20 protein-coding genes are annotated in these 16,436 nt (G+C 70.0%); 12 read left to right on the plus strand and 8 right to left on the minus strand.

The window, feature by feature from the left end; translation table 11 throughout:
- Position 1 precedes the first annotated feature (1 nt).
- The 3 genes from alkB to A6B37_RS10810 all read left to right on the plus strand — a co-directional run bounded on the left by alkB (position 2) and on the right by A6B37_RS10810 (position 2,537).
- The gene (gene alkB, locus A6B37_RS10800) at positions 2 to 661 is read left to right on the plus strand and encodes a DNA oxidative demethylase AlkB (protein ID WP_111825733.1); all 660 of its coding nucleotides are present in this window, start codon (positions 2 to 4) and stop codon (positions 659 to 661) included.
- A 91-nt stretch (positions 662 to 752) separates the two neighbouring features.
- Positions 753 to 1,742, plus strand: a complete 990-nt coding sequence (locus A6B37_RS10805; RefSeq protein ID WP_111825734.1) for a formylglycine-generating enzyme family protein — start codon at positions 753 to 755, stop codon at positions 1,740 to 1,742.
- A gap of 48 nt (positions 1,743 to 1,790) precedes the next feature.
- The gene (locus A6B37_RS10810; RefSeq protein ID WP_111825735.1) at positions 1,791 to 2,537 is read left to right on the plus strand and encodes an SDR family oxidoreductase; all 747 of its coding nucleotides are present in this window, start codon (positions 1,791 to 1,793) and stop codon (positions 2,535 to 2,537) included.
- Between the two features lie 7 nt (positions 2,538 to 2,544).
- On the opposite strand, the gene A6B37_RS10815 is transcribed toward A6B37_RS10810, so the two are convergent.
- Positions 2,545 to 3,063 carry an MgtC/SapB family protein gene (locus A6B37_RS10815; protein ID WP_102773818.1) on the minus strand — a complete coding sequence of 173 codons (519 nt, stop codon included), beginning with the start codon at positions 3,061 to 3,063 and terminating at the stop codon, positions 2,545 to 2,547.
- A 130-nt stretch (positions 3,064 to 3,193) separates the two neighbouring features.
- Between A6B37_RS10815 and A6B37_RS10820 the strand changes: the two genes are divergently transcribed.
- A complete protein-coding gene (locus A6B37_RS10820) occupies positions 3,194 to 3,976 on the plus strand; it encodes an SDR family oxidoreductase (RefSeq protein WP_111826313.1) in 783 nt (260 codons plus the stop codon).
- A 4-nt stretch (positions 3,977 to 3,980) separates the two neighbouring features.
- On the opposite strand, the gene A6B37_RS10825 is transcribed toward A6B37_RS10820, so the two are convergent.
- The 3 genes from A6B37_RS10825 to A6B37_RS10835 form a co-directional block, all read right to left on the minus strand.
- Complete coding sequence (locus A6B37_RS10825) at positions 3,981 to 4,673, minus strand: HAD family phosphatase (RefSeq protein WP_102773820.1); 693 nt, start codon at positions 4,671 to 4,673, stop codon at positions 3,981 to 3,983.
- A 66-nt stretch (positions 4,674 to 4,739) separates the two neighbouring features.
- Positions 4,740 to 4,982, minus strand: a complete 243-nt coding sequence (locus A6B37_RS10830) for a hypothetical protein (RefSeq protein WP_102773821.1) — start codon at positions 4,980 to 4,982, stop codon at positions 4,740 to 4,742.
- Between the two features lie 198 nt (positions 4,983 to 5,180).
- Positions 5,181 to 6,068, minus strand: coding sequence for a prohibitin family protein (locus A6B37_RS10835; protein ID WP_102773822.1), 888 nt, complete (start codon positions 6,066 to 6,068; stop codon positions 5,181 to 5,183).
- 352 nt (positions 6,069 to 6,420) lie between these two features.
- On the opposite strand from A6B37_RS10835, the gene A6B37_RS10840 reads away from it, so the two are divergent.
- Positions 6,421 to 7,482 carry a M4 family metallopeptidase gene (locus A6B37_RS10840; RefSeq protein ID WP_111825736.1) on the plus strand — a complete coding sequence of 354 codons (1,062 nt, stop codon included), beginning with the start codon at positions 6,421 to 6,423 and terminating at the stop codon, positions 7,480 to 7,482.
- A complete protein-coding gene (locus tag A6B37_RS10845) occupies positions 7,479 to 7,808 on the plus strand; it encodes a protealysin inhibitor emfourin (RefSeq protein ID WP_111825737.1) in 330 nt (109 codons plus the stop codon). Before A6B37_RS10840 ends, A6B37_RS10845 begins: the two co-directional genes overlap by 4 nt.
- A gap of 15 nt (positions 7,809 to 7,823) precedes the next feature.
- Here the strand turns inward: A6B37_RS10845 and tam are convergent, their stop codons facing one another.
- Together tam and A6B37_RS10855 are read right to left on the minus strand one after the other, a co-directional pair.
- Positions 7,824 to 8,597 carry a trans-aconitate 2-methyltransferase gene (tam, locus tag A6B37_RS10850; protein ID WP_111825738.1) on the minus strand — a complete coding sequence of 258 codons (774 nt, stop codon included), beginning with the start codon at positions 8,595 to 8,597 and terminating at the stop codon, positions 7,824 to 7,826.
- Positions 8,598 to 8,717: 120 nt separating this feature from the next.
- Positions 8,718 to 9,716 carry a TerC family protein gene (locus tag A6B37_RS10855; RefSeq protein WP_102773826.1) on the minus strand — a complete coding sequence of 333 codons (999 nt, stop codon included), beginning with the start codon at positions 9,714 to 9,716 and terminating at the stop codon, positions 8,718 to 8,720.
- A gap of 108 nt (positions 9,717 to 9,824) precedes the next feature.
- On the opposite strand from A6B37_RS10855, the gene A6B37_RS10860 reads away from it, so the two are divergent.
- From A6B37_RS10860 to A6B37_RS10870, 3 genes are all read left to right on the plus strand, one after another.
- On the plus strand, positions 9,825 to 10,718 hold the full coding sequence (locus tag A6B37_RS10860) for a LysR family transcriptional regulator (RefSeq protein WP_102773827.1): 894 nt from the start codon (positions 9,825 to 9,827) through the stop codon (positions 10,716 to 10,718).
- 83 nt (positions 10,719 to 10,801) lie between these two features.
- Complete coding sequence (locus A6B37_RS10865) at positions 10,802 to 11,200, plus strand: hypothetical protein (protein ID WP_111825739.1); 399 nt, start codon at positions 10,802 to 10,804, stop codon at positions 11,198 to 11,200.
- A gap of 52 nt (positions 11,201 to 11,252) precedes the next feature.
- Entirely contained in the window at positions 11,253 to 11,852 is a 600-nt protein-coding gene (locus A6B37_RS10870; RefSeq protein ID WP_246842445.1) for a hypothetical protein, read from the plus strand.
- Between the two features lie 28 nt (positions 11,853 to 11,880).
- Here A6B37_RS10870 and A6B37_RS10875 read toward each other — a convergent pair whose 3' ends face one another.
- The gene (locus A6B37_RS10875; protein ID WP_111825740.1) at positions 11,881 to 12,282 is read right to left on the minus strand and encodes a hypothetical protein; all 402 of its coding nucleotides are present in this window, start codon (positions 12,280 to 12,282) and stop codon (positions 11,881 to 11,883) included.
- Positions 12,283 to 12,404: 122 nt separating this feature from the next.
- Here A6B37_RS10875 and A6B37_RS10880 point away from each other — a divergent pair, with 122 nt between their 5' ends.
- On the plus strand, positions 12,405 to 12,998 hold the full coding sequence (locus tag A6B37_RS10880; RefSeq protein ID WP_111825741.1) for a hypothetical protein: 594 nt from the start codon (positions 12,405 to 12,407) through the stop codon (positions 12,996 to 12,998).
- Positions 12,992 to 14,035 (plus strand): histone deacetylase family protein, encoded by a 1,044-nt coding sequence (locus A6B37_RS10885; protein WP_102773831.1) that lies wholly within the window; start codon positions 12,992 to 12,994, stop codon positions 14,033 to 14,035. Before A6B37_RS10880 ends, A6B37_RS10885 begins: the two co-directional genes overlap by 7 nt.
- Here A6B37_RS10885 and A6B37_RS10890 read toward each other — a convergent pair.
- Positions 14,023 to 14,922: a LysR family transcriptional regulator gene (locus tag A6B37_RS10890; protein ID WP_111825742.1), complete on the minus strand. Its 900-nt coding sequence runs from the start codon at positions 14,920 to 14,922 to the stop codon at positions 14,023 to 14,025. The genes A6B37_RS10885 and A6B37_RS10890 overlap by 13 nt on opposite strands.
- Positions 14,923 to 15,064: 142 nt before the next feature.
- On the opposite strand from A6B37_RS10890, the gene A6B37_RS10895 reads away from it, so the two are divergent.
- Positions 15,065 to 16,393 carry an aspartate aminotransferase family protein gene (locus tag A6B37_RS10895; protein ID WP_111825743.1) on the plus strand — a complete coding sequence of 443 codons (1,329 nt, stop codon included), beginning with the start codon at positions 15,065 to 15,067 and terminating at the stop codon, positions 16,391 to 16,393.
- Positions 16,394 to 16,436 lie beyond the last annotated feature (43 nt).

A 16,436-nucleotide genomic window follows, 5' to 3' on the forward strand; every position in this document is an offset into this window, starting at 1 on the left:
CATGGCCCCGAACCTGGACCTCTTCGCCGACGACGCGCCCGCGCAGGGCGGCCGCGTCGTGCTGGGCCCGCAGTCGGTGGTGCTGCGCGGCTATGCGCTGGCGCGGGCCGAGGCCCTGCTCGCCGGCGTCGACGCCGTGACGGGCGAGGCGCCGTTCCGGCAGATGCAGACGCCGGGCGGCTACACCATGTCGGTGGCGCTGACCAACTGCGGCAGCCTGGGCTGGACCAGCGACGCCCACGGCTACCGCTACACCCGCCGCGATCCGCTGTCGGGCCGGCCCTGGCCCGACATGCCCGCGGCCTTCGCCGAACTGGCCCGCGACGCGGCCGCCGAAGCCGGTTTTCCCGGTTTCGCGCCGGACGCCTGCCTGGTGAACCGCTACGAACCCGGCTCGCGCCTGTCGCTGCACCAGGACCGCAACGAGCGCGACTACGGCGCGCCCATCGTGTCGGTATCGCTGGGCATGCCGGCCGTGTTCCTGTTCGGCGGCCTGGCGCGCGGCGACAAAACCTCGCGCACCACGCTGTTCCACGGCGACGTGGTGGTCTGGGGCGGCGTCGACCGGCTGCGCTACCACGGCGTCATGCCCATGCAGGACCTGCCGCACCCGCGGCTGGGCAGCCTGCGCATCAACTTCACCATCCGCAAGGCGGGCTGAGCCCGCCGGCGCGGCATGAGGGTTGTCCGCGGCTGGCCGGCGCGCCGCGGCCGCTCTACCATTGCGCACCTCCCCGCCGAGCCCCACGCCCATGCGATCCCTGTTGGCCCTGCTTTGCACCCTGATCCCCGCCTGCGCCTGGGCCGCCGCCCCGCCCGCGGCGCAGGTCGAGAACTCGCTGGGCATGACGTTCGTGCGCATCCCGGCAGGCAGCTTCCAGATGGGCAGCGACGAAACGCCCGAGGCGCTGGCGCGCGCCTATCCGCAGTACCCGCCCGACCGCTACGCCCAGCTGTCCGACGAGGCGCCGGTGCACACCGTGCGCATCACGCGCCCGTTCTACCTGCAGCGCACCGAGGTCACGGTGGGGCAGTTCCGCCGCTTCATCGAGGCCTCGGGCTACGTGGCGGAATCCGAGGCCGACGGCACCGGCGGCTACGGCTACAACCCGCAATACGATCCCGCCCGCTCGGAAAGCGGCGACGCCTTCGAAGGCCGCGACCGCCGCTATTCCTGGCGCAATCCTGGCTTCGCGCAGGGCGACGACCATCCGGTCGTGAACATCAGCTGGAACGACGCCGTGGCGCTGGCCCGCTGGCTCACCCAGCAGGAAGGCCGGACCTACCGCCTGCCCACCGAGGCCGAATGGGAATACGCCTGCCGCGCCGGCGCGCGCACGCGCTACCAGAACGGCGACGATCCCGCCGCCATGCCCGAAATCGGCAACGGCTTCGACGCGCAGGCCGCGCCGCGCTGGCCGCAATGGGCCGCGTTCGCCTCGGTCCGCGGCGACGGCCACGCCTTCACCGCGCCGGCGGCCAGCTACGCGCCCAACGCCTTCGGCCTGTACGACATGCACGGCAACGCCTGGGAATGGGTGGCGGACTGGTATGGCGAGGACTACTACGCGCTATCCCCGGCGGACGATCCGCAAGGCCCGGACAGCGGCAACGTGCGCGTGCGGCGCGGCGGCTCGTGGCACACCTGGGCGCTGTACACGCGCGCCTCGTTCCGCAACTGGAATACGCAGCAAACCCGCTACCCGCTGGTCGGCGTGCGGCTGCTGCGCGAGGCCGACTGAACTTGCGGTTAGCATAGCCGCAGCAACGGATACGACCAGGAGAAAGCCATGTCCAAAGTCATGCTCGTCACCGGCGGCAGCCGCGGTATCGGCGCCGCCATCGCCAGACTGGCCGCGCGCCGCGGCTACGCGGTGGGCGTCAACTACCATGCCCAGGCCGGCGCGGCCCAGGCGGTGGTGGACGCCATCCGCGCCGAGGGCGGACGCGCCGTCGCGCTGCAGGCCGACGTCTCGCAGGAGGCGCAGGTGCTGCGCATGTTCCAGGCGCTGGACGACGAACTCGGCCGCATCGACGCGCTGGTGAACAACGCCGGCATCCTGGAGCAGCAGATGCGCGTGGAGGCCATGAGCGCCGAGCGCCTGCAGCGCGTGCTGGCCACCAACGTGATCGGCGCCTTCCTGTGCGCGCGCGAGGCCGTGCGCCGCATGTCCACGCGCCACGGCGGCCCGGGCGGCGCCATCGTCAACGTGTCCTCGGCCGCCGCGCGCCTGGGCTCGCCCAACGAATACGTGGACTACGCCGCGTCCAAGGGCGCGCTGGACACCATGACGATAGGCCTGTCCAAGGAAGTCGCGCCCGAGGGCATACGCGTCAACGGCGTGCGCCCCGGCACCATCTACACCGACATGCACGCCAGCGGCGGCGAGCCGGCCCGGGTCGACCGGCTCAAGAGCGTGATCCCGCTGCGCCGCGGCGGCACGGTGGAGGAAGTCGCCGGCGCGGTGATGTGGCTGTTCTCCGAGGAAGCCGGCTACACCAGCGGCTCGTTCATCGAAGTGTCCGGCGGCAACTGAGGCGCGCCTATCCGGAGCCCGAGGAGATCACGCGCTTCTCGTGCCTGGACGAGATGCGCGCTTCGACCCGGCGCAGCACCGCCAGCACGAACAGGGCCAGCAGCGTGCTGAGCACGGCGGTGGCCTCGCGCCCCATGCCCGCGGCCACGCCGATGGCGGCCGTCATCCAGATGCCGGCCGACGTGGTCAGGCCGTGGATTTCGCGCTCCGAGCCGAGCTTGATGATGGCGCCCGCGCCCAGAAAGCCGATGCCGGCGATCACGCCTTGCAGCACGCGGCTGAGGTCGCCCACCGCCATGCCGCCCTGCAGCGGCACCAGCACGAAAATGGCGGCGCCCAGCGCCACCAGCATGTGGGTGCGCAGGCCCGCCGCCTTGCCGCTGCGCTCGCGCTCGTAGCCCAGCAGGCCGCCCAGCAGCACCGCCATGCCCAGCCGCAGCACGATGCGCGTGGCCTCGGTCACATCCGGGATGTCGGAGAATTCGCTGCGCGCCGCGGACCAGATTTCCAGCCAGACTTCAGACATCGCCGCCTCCTCGTGGGCCTCGATGCAGGCAGCATAGCAGGCGGCGCGCGCGCTGGCATGCCCGGCCCAACTGGTTTACAACCGACAGGTGTCCCGCAATGACGCGGGCGCGTATCAGGCGGAGGACTACATGGATCTGCAGCTGGGCGGTAAACGCGTGCTCATCACGGGCGCTTCCAAGGGCATCGGGCTGGCCTGCGCCATCGCGTTCGCGCGCGAAGGCGCGCAACCCATACTGGTGGCGCGCGACGACGCCGCGCTGCGCGCCGCCTCCGAGGCCATCGGCGAGCACACCGGCAAGCCGGTGCAGGCGCACACGCTGGACCTGGCGCAGACGGGCGCGGCGCAGCGCCTGACCGAGATGGCCGGAGACGTCGACATCCTGGTGAACAACGCCGGCGCGGTGCCGGGCGGCGCGCTGGAACAGGTGCAGGACGAGCGCTGGCGCGCCGGCTGGGACCTGAAAGTGCACGGCTACATCGACCTGGCGCGCCACTACTATCCGCGCATGCGCGCGGCCGGCGCGGGCGTCATCGCCAACATCATCGGCATGGCCGGCTCGGCGCCGCGCGCCGACTACATCTGCGGCGCGGCGGCCAATGCCTCGCTGATCGCCTTCACCCGTGCGCTGGGCGGCGAGGCGCCGCGCCACGGCGTGCGGGTCTTCGGCGTGAATCCCTCGCGCACCCGCACCGACCGCGTGCTGACGCTGGCGCAGCAGCGCGCGCAGGCCCGCTGGGGCGATGAAAGCCGCTGGCAGGAAACGCTGACGGACCTGCCCTTCGGCCGTCTGATGGAGCCCGCGGAAGTGGCCGACATGATCGTCTTCGGGGCCTCGCCCCGCGCCGGCTACCTAAGCGGCACGGTGATCGACCTGGACGGCGGCGGGCAGTACGCCAACCAGGCGCGCTGAGCGCTCAGGCCGCGCGCCGGCCCCAGTCGGCCAGCAGCGCCGGCAGCTGCGCCATGTCGGTGAACACCTGCGCCACGCCCACGCCGCGCAGCGCCTCGGCGCCGCTATGGCCGTTGGCGCTCGGGCTGTAGCCGAACACCGTGGCGCCGGCGGCCACCCCGGCGGTCGCGCCGGTCACCGTGTCTTCCACGACCGCGCAGCGCCGCGGGTCCACGCCGAGCGCCTCGGCGGCGGCCAGGTACACGTCCGGATGCGGCTTGCTGCGCGGCATTTCGTGGCCGCTGAACACGCGTCCGTCGAAGCAGTCGGCGATGCCCACCTTGGCCAGCTGCAGCTCCACCTTGCGGCGGTCGGCGCCCGAGGCGACCGCGATGCGTCCGCCCAGCGCCCCGTGCAGGGCGCGCACGGCGTCCGGCGCGCCGGGGATTTCCAGCAATTCCAGGTCCAGCGCGTCGTTGCGCCGCTGGCGGAATTCGGCGAACCATTCCGGGCCGAGCGCGGCGCCGGTGCGCGCCTGGATCAGCGGCAGTTCGTCCTTCACGGCCTTGCCGGTGAAGATGCGCATGGTTTCGTCGTGCGCGATGTCCCAGCCCAGCTCGTTGAGCATCTGGGTCAGCACGCGGCAGGTAATGGGTTCGGAATCGACCAGGACGCCGTCGCAGTCGAACAGCACGGCGTCAAAGGGAAAATCAGTCATCGGGGCCAGCCGGAAATAAGCGGAACAAGCGCGTAAGCATACTTCAGCCGCGGCGCGCGGCCGGCCCTAGTAGTCCATCGGCACGTGGCATTGCGCGGCCCGCAACGCCTCGATGTGCCTTTCGGCCTCCTGCCGCTCGGCCTCCGGCGGCAGCGCGCGCCAGCTGATCATGGTGCCGCTGGCCTTGGCCGGCATCCAGCCCAGCACGCTGTACAGCGTGATCGCGGTGTATCCGGTGTCGAACCGCGTTTCGTAATAGCCGTGACGGTCCGGCAGCGTATCGCCGGGCGTCCATTCCATTTGAGACATCCCCGTCTCCTTGTTGCTGAAGCTTATCGACCCCGCGGGATCGTGGCTATCGTATCGCCGCCCACGGCGGCTCGTGACACCACGATGCGCCGGCTTTGCCATTCTTGACAGAGGGATATCCCCTAGCTTGGGGACGGCCGCGGGAGAACCCCGCGGCCGGTGTGGCGAAAATCGGACGGAAACGCCCGACGCCGATGCTTACTTGATGCCGATGAACGGCAGGGCCGCGCCCGGAACCTGCGTGGCCGGCAGCACGCCGTCCCACTTTTCCACGGCGTTCAGGCTCACCAGATTGGTGTTGGCGGCCAGCGCCTCGGCCTTGGCGCGGATCGCGGCGGCCTCGGCCTCGCCGCGCATGCGGATGCCGTCGGCCTCCGCGGTGAACTGCTGGCGGCGCGCGTCGGCCTCGGCCTTGGCCTTGACCACCTGGATCTCGGCGTTGATGGTCGCCGTTTCCTTTTGCTGGCGGGTCGTCTCGATCTGCACCTGGGCCAGCATGCGCTGCTCGATGGAATGTTCATAGGCCTGCGAAAAGCCCACTTCCTCGATCTGCACGCCCACTACCTGCACCGGCGCGCCTTCCATGGTCTTGCGCACGGACTCGTTCACGTCCAGGCCCAGCTTCTGGCGTTCCTGGATGGCGCGCACGGCCGTGTACTGGCCGAACACGTTCTTCACCGAGTCCGGCGTCTTGCGTTCCAGCACCCGCATCTGCAGATTGCTGATGGTGCCGTACTCCGAATACAGCTCGGCCACGTGCTCGGGCGGCACGCGATAGGTCACCGACACCCGCAGCGTCGCCGGCTGCTGGTCATAGCTGTAGGCCTCCAGCTTTTCGAACACGAACGTGTGGTCGCGCACCGACACCATCATCACGTTGTCGATGAACGGCGTCTTGAAATCCAGGCCGGGTTCGGAAACGCGCACCAGCTTGCCGTTGCGCAGCACCACGCCGCGCTCGCCCTGGTCCACCTGGAACCACGAATCGAAGGCCAGGAACAGGATCAGCAGGAACAGCACCGCCGCGATCGCCGCCACCTTGAGGCTGCGCGGCTTGACCGCGCCTATCGATTTGACCACTTGCATGTCTGTCGGCTTCACTTCGAATCCCTTTCTGTTTTTGAACGTTTACGGTCCGAGAGCACGGCGGCTATGCCCCGCGCCAGCAAGTAAGCGACGACAGCCGCTCCCACCAAGATCAGGAAATACCTCATCGAGCGTCCCCCCCGGAAAAGAAGCACCGGATTCTAGCGGAAGTCCGCGCCGCGCCGAATTGTGACGATTGTTGCGCCGCGCCCCTTCTACGCCCGGTAAAGTTCCTAGCATCAGGCCGCAACCTGTTACGTCCCTGCGGCCGGCCCATCTGCTACCGTTGTCTGGCTTAGACCCTGACCTACGCGCCGCGGCCCCGGTCCGGCGCTCAAGACGGAGACCGCGCATGCCACGACCTTCCCAGTCCGCGCCCCTGATCGGTGTGATTCCCCCCTTCATGCTGGACCGCCTGGCGCAGCACGCCGACGCCCGGGTCAGCATGCCCGCCGTGAAGACGCTGATCATCGACCAGCAACAGCGCAGCCTGCGCGAAATGGCGGTGCAGCCGCCCCGCGCCAAGCCGGCGCCGGGCGCGCGCGCGGGCCCCGCCGGCAAGCCGCAGCGGTCCGTGCACGACGCCGGCAACAGCACCACCCTGCCCGGCAAGCTGGTGCGCGCCGAGGGCCGCCCCGCCACCGGCGACGCGGCGGTGGACGAAGCCTACGAGTACCTGGGCGCGACCTACAAATTCTTCTGGGAGGTCTACCAGCGCCATTCCATCGACGGCCAGGGGCTGCCGCTGATCGGCACCGTGCATTACGGCGAGGACTACGACAACGCCTTCTGGAACGGCGCGCAGATGGTGTTCGGCGACGGCGACGGCGAAGTGTTCAACCGCTTCACGCTGGCGCCCGACATCATCGGCCACGAACTCACCCATGGCGTGATCGACGCCGAGGCCGCCCTGCTCTACCAGGGCCAGTCGGGCGCGCTGAACGAATCGCTGTGCGACGTCTTCGGTTCGCTGGTCAAGCAATACGCCCTGGGCCAGGACGCGCGCCAGGCCGACTGGCTGATCGGCGCCGGCCTCTTCACCGACAAGGTGCGCGCAAAAGCGCTGCGCTCCATGGCCGAGCCCGGCAGCGCCTACGACGATCCGGCGCTGGGCAAGGACCCGCAGCCCGCCCACATGGACAACTACGTGGACACGCCCGACGACAACGGCGGCGTGCACATCAATTCCGGCATCCCGAACCGCGCCTTTTACCTCGCCGCCACGGCCCTGGACGGCCCCGCCTGGGCCGGCGCGGGCCGCGTCTGGTACGACGCGCTGCGCGACGAGCGGCTGCGCCACGACGCCGACTTCAAGCAGTTCGCCGCGCTGACGCTGCAGGTCGCGCAGAACCACGACGCCGCGGTGCGCAATGCCGTCGCTCAGGCCTGGCAGGCCGTGGGAGTCCGGACATGATCGAACTGCCGCCGCTGGACCTGGCCCACCTGGTGCGCCTCACGCGCCAGGGCGGCCTGGCATATCTGCCGGGCCTGGCGCGGCCGCGCACCATAGACCTCGCCACCTGCCCGCCCGACGTGCGCCAGGAAGCCTGCGACGCGCTGGAACGCGCCGCGCCCGTGGCCGTCGCGCGCGACGCCGGCGGTGGCGGCGACCAGCGCTATTTCCATGTGGAAGTGCTTTACCGCGGCGCCGAGGTCGCGGACGTCAGCTTCGACGTGCCGGAAAGCGAGGCGCCCGACACGCTGGTGCGGCTGTGGAAGGACAAGGCGCGCCAGGAATGAAGGGCTGGCCCGCGCTCAGCCTTCGCGCGCCGTCGCCACGATGAACAGCCGCGGGAACGGCAGCAGCACCGTGCCATCGGCCAGCGCCGGGTAGGCCTCTTCGATCAGCGATTGATAGCGGGCCAGAAAGCCGGCCTGCCCGGCGTCGTCCAGCCTGTCCAGGTAGGGGCGCAGCGCCGTGCCCTTGAACCACTCCACCACGGCCGCCGCGCCCGCCAGCGGGTGGTGGTAGGTGGTGCGCCACACGTCCAGCCGGCCGCAATGCGGCTTGAGCAGTTCGTAGTACCAGGCCGCGCTATGCCGCGGGGGATGCTTGAAGCCTCCGATGCTGGCCGCCCACGGAGCTTCGCCGGCGACCTGGCGCGCCAGGCGATGGGCCGGCTCTTCCATGTTGTCCGGCGTCTGCACCGCCAGGCTGCCGCCCGGGGCCAGCTTGGCGAGCAGGCGCGGATACAGTGTGGCGTGGTCCGGCACCCACTGCAGCGAAGCGTTGGCCAGGATCACGTCGTAGGCCTGCGGCGGGTCCCAGGTGGCGATGTCGGCCAGTTCGAACTGCAGCGCGGGCAGGCGCTTGCGGGCGGCCTGCAGCATGTCCTCGGAATTGTCCATGCCGCTCAGCTCGGCGTCGGGGTAGCGCGCGGCCAGCACCTCGGTGGAGTTGCCCGGGCCGCAGCCCAGGTCCACCGCCCGCTGCGCCTGCAGGTTGGGCAAGGCGGCGACCAGGTCGCGCACCGGACGGGTGCGCTCGTTCTCGAAGGCGGAGTATTGCTTTGCTGACCAGGTGTTCATGGCGGTTCCCGACGGTGGAAAGACTCCTGGCCACTCTACGCCTGCCGCCTGCCGCCGACAAATCCCGGATGGGCGAGGCCGCCATATCCGGCGGATATGGCGGCCTCGCCGCGCCCGGGTTTACTCGGCCGCCAGTTCGGCCTTGCCGCGTTCGCCGCGCGTCTTCCACAGCGAGAACAGCACGCCGCCCGCGATCAGGCCGAAGGTCACCGACAGGGACACCACGGCCGGCACCTTGCCGATGAAGCCGACCAGGAAGATCTTGGTCCCGATGAACACCAGCACCAGGGCCAGCGCGTACTTCAGGTAGTGAAAGCGGTGGATCATCGCCGCCAGCGCGAAGTACAGCGCGCGCAGGCCCAGGATGGCGAAGATGTTGCTGGTGTACACGATGAACGGATCGGTCGTGATCGCGAAGATCGCCGGCACCGAGTCCACCGCGAACAGCAGGTCCACGAACTCGATCAGCACCAGCGCCAGCAGGAGCGGCGTGGCCCAGCGCACCGGCCTGGAAGTCGCCGGGTCCACTTCGCGCACCCAGAACGCGTTGCCGCGCAGGCCGTCGGTCACGCGCATGTGGCGCTTGAGGAACTTGAGGATGGGGTTGGACGCGATGTCCGGCGTCTGGTCGGCGATCATCCACATCTTGATGCCGGTGAACACCAGGAAAGCGCCGAACAGGTACAGCAGCCAGCCGAAGTTGCTGACCAGCGCGGCGCCCAGGCCGATCATGGTGGCGCGCAGCACGATCACGCCCAGGATGCCCCAGAACAGCACGCGATGCTGGTACTGGCGCGGGATCGCGAAAAAGCTGAAGATCAGCGCGATGACGAAGACGTTGTCCATGGACAGCGACTTCTCGATCATGAAGCCGGTGTAGTAGGCCATGCCGCTGGCCGCGCCCATCTGCCACCAGACCCAGGCGCCGAAAAGCAGCGCCGCGCTGATGTAGCCGGCCGACAGCAGCAGGCTCTCGCGCACGCCGATCTCGCGGTCTTCCTTGTGCAGCACGCCGAGGTCGAAGGCCAGGAGCGACACCACGATGCCGATGAAGAGCAGCCAGCTCCAGGTGGGGGTGCCGAGGAAATCGGCGGCCAGAAAGGTCAGTAGGGTTTCCATAATGTCCCGCTCGTGTTCGAAGGCCCTCATGATCCGGATCGTGCGCTTCCGTAAAAATCAGCCTGAAATTGAGTTATGGTTCGAAAAAACCGAAGCGAGCCCGACCTCATGCTGAACTACCGCCACCTTTATTACTTCTGGATGGTCGCCAAGGAAGGCGGCTTTTCGCGCGCGGCCGAAAGGCTGGACATGGCCATACAGACCATCAGCGCGCAGGTCCGGGAACTGGAGAAAAGCCTGGGCCACCAGCTGCTCAAGCCGGCCGGGCGCGGCGTGGCGCTGACCGACGCCGGCCAGGCCGCCTTCGCGCGCGCCGAAGAGATCTTCCAGATCGGCCACGCCCTGCCGCAGGAAGTGCGCGCCGCCGCCACCAAGCCGGTGATGCGGCTGGCGGTCGGCCTGTCGGACGGCATTTCCAAGCTGGCCGCACACGCGCTGCTGGGACCGGTGCTGCACACGCCGGACCTGCGCCTGACCTGCCACGAGGGCGAGGTCCAGGAATTGCTGGGAGAACTGGCCCAGCACCACCTGGACCTGGTGCTGGCGGGCCAGGGTGCGCCGGCCAACCCCAACCTGCGCCTGACCAGCGACCGGCTGGTGTCCTCGCCGGTGGACTGGTATGGGCCGGCCAAATGGGTGCGCAAGGCCGATGCGCGCGATTTCCCGCGCTGCCTGGAGCGCCTGCCGGTGCTGCTGCCGACCGGGCATTCGGTGCTGCGCCAGACGCTGGACCGCTGGTTCGGCGAACAGGGCGTCCACCCCAACGTGGTCGGGGAGTTCGAGGACAGCGCGCTCATGTCGGTATTCGCCGCCCGCGGCCTGGGGGTGTTTCCGCTCAGCCGGCTGGGCGGCGGCGATATCGGACTGCTGCGCGGCCTGCGGCCGCTGGCCCGCTGCGACGACGTGCACGAGGAAATCCACGCCATCCGCAACCGCCGGGGCCAGCACCATCCGCTGGTGCAGGCCGTGCTGACGCATGCCCGAACTTCGGTTTTTTCTTAACGTTTGTCACATAGACGCTGGTTTTTTAGAAATAGAATCGGCTTTATCGTGGCTTTCCCTTGAAATATCGGAGTACCACTTCAATGAAAAAAATCATCTGGCTCGCCTTTGCCGTGCTCGCCGCACTCTGGACCGGGCTGGTGGCGCTGACCCTGCAGCTGACCGACTGGGTGCTGGCCTCGGTGGCCTCGGCGCAGGTGCCGGGCGCCGCGCTCGACACCTCGCAATGGGTCGCGCCCGCGTGGGCGGCCGCCTGGGTCGACCCGGCCTGGCTGCAAGGCCTGCAATCCACCCTGGTCTGGGCCGCGCAGGGCCTGAACCAGGTGCTGCCCATGGCCGGCAGCCTGGGCACGCTGATCTCGGTCCTGGGCTGGATCTTCTGGGGCTTCATCATGGCCGGCCTGCTGGTGGTGGCGCTGATCCTGCATTGGCTGGCGGGCAAGCGCGAACAGGCCGCGCCCGCCGGCCGTCAAGTGGTGTAATAGGGCAGGCAACGCGGCCGCCCCGGCGCGCTGCCCCGCAAAGGAGCCCGCCGTGTTCGCAGTCCGCACCCCCACCCTGTTCCCGTTTCTGGCGGCGCTGTGCGCCGTCGCCGCGGCCGGCGCCGCCCGGGCCGCGCCGGCCTACGGCGTGGCGGTGTGCACGGTGGCCGGCGTCGCCGGGGAATACAGCGTGCGGGTGCGCAACACGGGCAGCGCCGCGCTGCCGCGCGCCGACGTCGCCGGCGTGCGCCTGAACGCCAGCGGACAGGCCGGCGACACCATCGGCGCCACGCTCGATGACATCCCGGCCGGCAAATACAAGACCGCCGTGCTGGGCCGCCGCGGGGATTCCGTCGCGCTGGCCAGCATCTCGACCTATGTTTCCGAACAGGGCGCCGAAACGCGCCGCGAAACCCTGTACGCGGGCAAGGTGGCGCACGTTTCCCCCGGCTCCGCCCTGCCCTATACGCTGGCGCCGCTGGCCGTGCGCGGCTGGACCGTGGCCTATGGCGCCAAGTCCGGCCCCGCGCTGGAGGCGGGCAGCGCCGTCCTGCTGGTCTATCCCGCGCGGCCGGGCAAGAAGCCCGATCCCTTGCAGCCCGAAGCCGGCCGCGCGCCGGCGGAGGTGGTGCCGCTGGAGGTGTGCCGGTAGCGGGGAAGATGGCGGCCCTGGCCACCTCTCAAGCGCCGTGCAACAGATCCCGCTCGTTCAACAACGCATAAACGATTTCAGGACGGGTGTCGAAGCTGCGGCGGATGGCCGCCGGGATGGCGGCGCGCGTCTTGCGGCACAGGCCCGGCTGGTCGTCGAGCTGGATGGCGATGCCGCGCGAGGTGCGCACTTCGTTGTCGCTGGGGATGATCGTGACCACGATGCCCAGCTGCGCCTGCATGCGTCCCTGCATGGCCCGCAGGTCCTCCAGGCTGGCCAGGTTTTCCAGCCGCGCCACCAGGCGCTTTTCCTCTTCCCGGGTCAGGCGCAGCACGCGGATGTCCGCGACCGGATCGGCCAGCAGCCGCTCGCGGTCGCACACACAGGCGCCCGGCGGGCATTCTTGGCGGATGGGAAACGGAAAATTCATGGCGCGGGCGCGCTCCGTGTCTGGCCTTTCCGGAATTCTACCCACGATCGCGCGCGGCTCGTAAACCCTCGGCCGCCTGCGGCATAATGCCCGGCACGCCTGCCGGCGCCGAGGATAGCCACATGAAAACCATATTGCTGGGAGCCGTGCTGGCCGCGATCGCCCAGAACGCCTGCGCCCGCGACTACCCGTACGAGATCGCCCCCGGCCTGCCCGCGGTGGTGAGCATCGCCGACCTGCCGCGGCAGCAACTGAGCGTGCGCGCCGGCAAGGGCCCGCGGCAGGCGCTGGCGGACTTCGGCGGCGACGAGGAAGTCGACCAGTTCCAGGACGTGGACGTGGACCACGACGGCTACCGCGATTTCGTCGTCGGCCAGAGCGGCGGCAGCGGCCAGGTCCACGCCCGCATCTTCCTGTACCGGCCCGGCGAGGGAGGATTCCGCGAGCTGCGGCATCCCGGCAGCGCCGCCAGCCCCTGCCGCGGCTTCGTCAATCCGGTTTTCGACCCGGCCCGCCCCGCCTTCGCCGTGGCCTGCCGCTACGCCGCGGACAATTTCGGTTTCGAGGAATACACGGTGTGCTCCGACGGCACGGCGCGCGCGACCTCGTGGTCGCGGCGCAGCGGCGAGGACGAAACGCCCCTGCCGCTGCCGCCCAGGCCCGGCGCCCGCTATAGTGGCGCATCGCCATCGAACAGGACCGCCTCGCCGTGCTGATTTTCCATAACCCCGTCCACCACAAACATGCAGGCCGCCACGAAATGTTCCGCGGCAGGCTGGTGCCCTGCCATGAAACCCCGGCGCGCCAGGAGTACGTGCTGCAGGCGCTGCGCCAGCGGGGCATCGGCGAGCTGCGCGCGCCGTCGGCGCCGGACATGGACCTGATCGGGCGCGTGCACGCCCCGCGCTACCTGGATTTCCTGGCCGGCGCCTGGCAGGAATGGATTGCGCTGGACCCGGCCAACGCCGAATTCGACGTGCTGCCGTCGATCTGGCCGGTGCGGGGTTTCCGCCACGATGTGTCGCCCACCAACTTCGCGGCCCGGGTCGGCCTGTTTTCGTTCGACAGCGGCTGTCCGCTGACCGCCGGCACCTGGGAGGCCGCGCTGGCCGGCGCCGCCTGCGCCATCGACGCCGCGCGCGCGGTGACGGCCGCCGGCGGGCCGCGCGCGGCCATGGCGCTCACGCGGCCGCCCGGCCACCACGCCGGCCCGGATTTCTTCGGCGGCTACTGCTTCCTGAACAACGCGGCGCTGGCCGCGCAGGCGCTGCGCGAGGCCGGCGCCGCGCGCGTCGCCGTGGTGGACGTGGACTACCACCACGGCAACGGCACCCAGACCATTTTCTACGAACGCGGCGACGTGCTGACCGTGTCGGTGCATGGCGATCCGACCACGGAATATCCGTTCTACCTGGGCTACGCCGACGAGCGCGGCCAGGGCGCGGGCGCGCAATGCAACCTGAACCTGCCGCTGCCCGCCGGCACCGGCTTCGCCGGCTGGACGCAGGCGCTGCAACAGGGCCTGGACGCGGTCCGCGCCTTCGGGGCGGACGCCCTGGTGGTGGCCCTGGGCGTGGACACCTATGAAGGCGACCCGATCTCGCGCTTCAAGCTGCGCAGCGAGGACTACCTGGAAGTCGGCCGCCTGCTGGCCGGCCTGGGCCTGCCGGCCGTATTCACGCTGGAAGGCGGCTACGCCGTGGCCGAAGTGGGCGTGAACGTGGCCAACGTGCTGCAGGGCTACGCCGGCTGAGCCGAGGCCCGCATGCGGTCCCATAACTGCTGCGCCGCCGCGCGCGTGTCGGCGCGGTCCTTGTAGGCCAGGATGGACACCTCGATGTCCCAGCCGCGGTTGGGCAGGGGCACGAGGTCGGCGCCGGCCAGGCGCTGCAGCGCGCTGTCGGCCAGCCAGGCCACGCCCAGCTCCTGGGCGGCCATGTCGCCCAGCACGTCCGACATCTCGGCCTCGAACACCCGCACGCCGTGCAGCGGCTGCGCGGCCGCCTCGATGGCGGCATCGATCAGGCGCGCGAAATACACATTGGCCGAATACATCAGCAGCGGCACCGGACTGGCCGCGGCGCCGGGCAAGTCCAGCCCGGTGCGCTCGACCAGCGCGCGGGCGGCGTACGGCCGGATCAGCTCGCGGCCCAGCGTCAGGCAGTCGTAGCGCGCCGGGTCCAGCGGCAGCGGCTGGGCCACCTGGTGAAAGCAGATGAGGAAGTCCGCCGCGCCCGAGGTGAAGGCGGAGACGGTGTCGTGCACGTTGCCGGTCTGCAGGCTGCAGCTGAGCACGCGGCCGTCGCTCCAGGCACGCCACCATTTCGGCAGGTGGGTGGTGGCCAGCGCGTAGGAAGTCGCCAGCCGCAGCTGGTTCTGGGCCGGCACGCCGGCGATGCCGGCGCGGGCCTCGGCCAGCTGGTTGACCAGCTCTATCGCCGCGTCGCGAAAGCGCTCGCCGGCCTCGGTGAGCTGGGTCGGGAAGGCGGAGCGGTCGATCAGGCGCGCGCCCACCCAGTTCTCCAGGCTCTGGATGCGGCGGCTGAACGCGGCCTGCGAAAGATTGCGCGCCTCCGCGGCGCGCGTGAAATTGCGCACCTCGGAAAGCGTGATGAAGTCCTGCAGCCATCGGGTGTCCATGAGGCTCCTTGCATATCGCACATGGGCCATGCGCGCGACGCATCGCCGCGCATGCTTACTTCGCATTGGACGGTCTGGGCGTCCTGCCGGACACTGCCTCCGTCGGTTCCGCATTGGAGCCCACCCGCCACGGAGTGTAAACATGGATAAAACCCTGCGCGACGCCGCCCGCGAGTACCTGGTCCGGTACGGCGGCGACACCTTCCCCAACCTGTTCACCTCGGCCAAGGGCACTGTGGTGCGCGACGATACCGGGCGCGAGATCCTGGATTTCACATCGGGCCAGATGTGCGCCACCATCGGCCACAACCACCCCGACATCGTCGCCGCCGTGCACCGCGCGGGCGAAACCGCCTTCCATTTCTTCAGCGGCATGATTCCGGAAACCGTGGCCCGGCTGGCCGCCACGGTGGCGCGCGACTGGATGCCCGCCGGGCTGACCAAGTCCATCTTCGTCAACACCGGTTCGGAGAGCAATGAAATCGCCTTGCGCATGGCCAAGATGCACAAGAACGGCTTCGAGATCCTGGCCATCGGCGGGTCATGGCACGGCGTGACCAGCGGCGCGGGCTCGGTGTCGTACGCCAGCGACCGCAAGGGCTACGGCGTGCCGCCGGCCGGCGTGTTCGTCATGCCCGAGCCCAACGCCTACCGTCCGTACATCGCGGGCCTGGACCCGGAGCAGTCGGCGCTGGCCTGCCTGGAGATCGGCCTGAAAATGTTCGACATGGCTTCGGCCGGCAGGCCCGCGGCCATCATCGTCGAGCCGGTCATCAGCGCCGGCGGCGTGCTGGTTCCGCCCAAGTCCTACATGCAGGCGCTGCGCCAGGCCGCCGACGCGCGCGGCATGCTGCTGATCTTCGACGAGGCGCAGACCGCGTTCGGACGCATCGGCTACCGCAGCGGCGCGGAATACTTCGGCGTCACGCCGGACATCATGAGCGTGTCCAAGACGCTGGGCGGAGGCCTGCCGCTGGCGGCCACCATCACCACGCCCGCCATCGAGCAGGACGTGCACGAAAAGGGTTTCACCTTCTACACCAGCCACGTATCGGACCCGCTGCCTGCCACCGTGGGCCTGGCGGTGCTGGAGGTCATCCAGCGCGAAAACCTGATCGAACGCGCCCGCACGCAGGGCGACTACCTGCGCCGCGGCCTGCTGGAACTGCAACAGCGCCACGAGGCCATCGGCGACGTGCGCGGCCTGGGCCTGCTGCTGGGCGTGGAGCTGGTGCAGGACCGCGGCACGCGCCAGCCCTTCCACGAACTGGGCGCGCTGACCACCCAGCGCTGTTTCGAGCTGGGCCTGTCCATGAACATCCGGCGCCGCCCCGAACGCGGCTCGGTCTGGCGCATCGCCCCGCCCCTGACGGTGAGCAACGCGGAAATCGACCGCGCCATCGCCATCCTGGACCAGGCGCTGACCGAGAGCCTGAAAAAAGTGTCCCGGCCCGCGGCCCGCGCCGCCTGAGGCGCGCTTTTCCAACCCCCCGGCGCCGGGCCGGTCCCGGCAG

Source organism: Achromobacter sp. HZ01 (genome assembly GCF_003267925.1).
Lineage (GTDB): Bacteria > Pseudomonadota > Gammaproteobacteria > Burkholderiales > Burkholderiaceae_B > Achromobacter > Achromobacter pulmonis_A.

Coding starts and splice junctions, on each gene's coding strand:
- A6B37_RS10810 (WP_111825735.1), top strand. CDS start 1,791: ATGTCCAAAGTCATGCTCGTCACCGGCGGCAGCCGCGGTATCGGCGCC.
- A6B37_RS10805 (WP_111825734.1), top strand. CDS start 753: ATGCGATCCCTGTTGGCCCTGCTTTGCACCCTGATCCCCGCCTGCGCC.
- A6B37_RS10825 (WP_102773820.1), bottom strand. CDS start 4,673: ATGACTGATTTTCCCTTTGACGCCGTGCTGTTCGACTGCGACGGCGTC.
- A6B37_RS10845 (WP_111825737.1), top strand. CDS start 7,479: ATGATCGAACTGCCGCCGCTGGACCTGGCCCACCTGGTGCGCCTCACG.
- A6B37_RS10865 (WP_111825739.1), top strand. CDS start 10,802: ATGAAAAAAATCATCTGGCTCGCCTTTGCCGTGCTCGCCGCACTCTGG.
- A6B37_RS10840 (WP_111825736.1), top strand. CDS start 6,421: ATGCCACGACCTTCCCAGTCCGCGCCCCTGATCGGTGTGATTCCCCCC.
- A6B37_RS10820 (WP_111826313.1), top strand. CDS start 3,194: ATGGATCTGCAGCTGGGCGGTAAACGCGTGCTCATCACGGGCGCTTCC.
- tam (WP_111825738.1), bottom strand. CDS start 8,597: ATGAACACCTGGTCAGCAAAGCAATACTCCGCCTTCGAGAACGAGCGC.
- A6B37_RS10855 (WP_102773826.1), bottom strand. CDS start 9,716: ATGGAAACCCTACTGACCTTTCTGGCCGCCGATTTCCTCGGCACCCCC.
- A6B37_RS10895 (WP_111825743.1), top strand. CDS start 15,065: ATGGATAAAACCCTGCGCGACGCCGCCCGCGAGTACCTGGTCCGGTAC.
- A6B37_RS10880 (WP_111825741.1), top strand. CDS start 12,405: ATGAAAACCATATTGCTGGGAGCCGTGCTGGCCGCGATCGCCCAGAAC.
- A6B37_RS10815 (WP_102773818.1), bottom strand. CDS start 3,063: ATGTCTGAAGTCTGGCTGGAAATCTGGTCCGCGGCGCGCAGCGAATTC.
- A6B37_RS10830 (WP_102773821.1), bottom strand. CDS start 4,982: ATGTCTCAAATGGAATGGACGCCCGGCGATACGCTGCCGGACCGTCAC.
- A6B37_RS10835 (WP_102773822.1), bottom strand. CDS start 6,068: ATGCAAGTGGTCAAATCGATAGGCGCGGTCAAGCCGCGCAGCCTCAAG.
- alkB (WP_111825733.1), top strand. CDS start 2: ATGGCCCCGAACCTGGACCTCTTCGCCGACGACGCGCCCGCGCAGGGC.
- A6B37_RS10875 (WP_111825740.1), bottom strand. CDS start 12,282: ATGAATTTTCCGTTTCCCATCCGCCAAGAATGCCCGCCGGGCGCCTGT.
- A6B37_RS10860 (WP_102773827.1), top strand. CDS start 9,825: ATGCTGAACTACCGCCACCTTTATTACTTCTGGATGGTCGCCAAGGAA.
- A6B37_RS10890 (WP_111825742.1), bottom strand. CDS start 14,922: ATGGACACCCGATGGCTGCAGGACTTCATCACGCTTTCCGAGGTGCGC.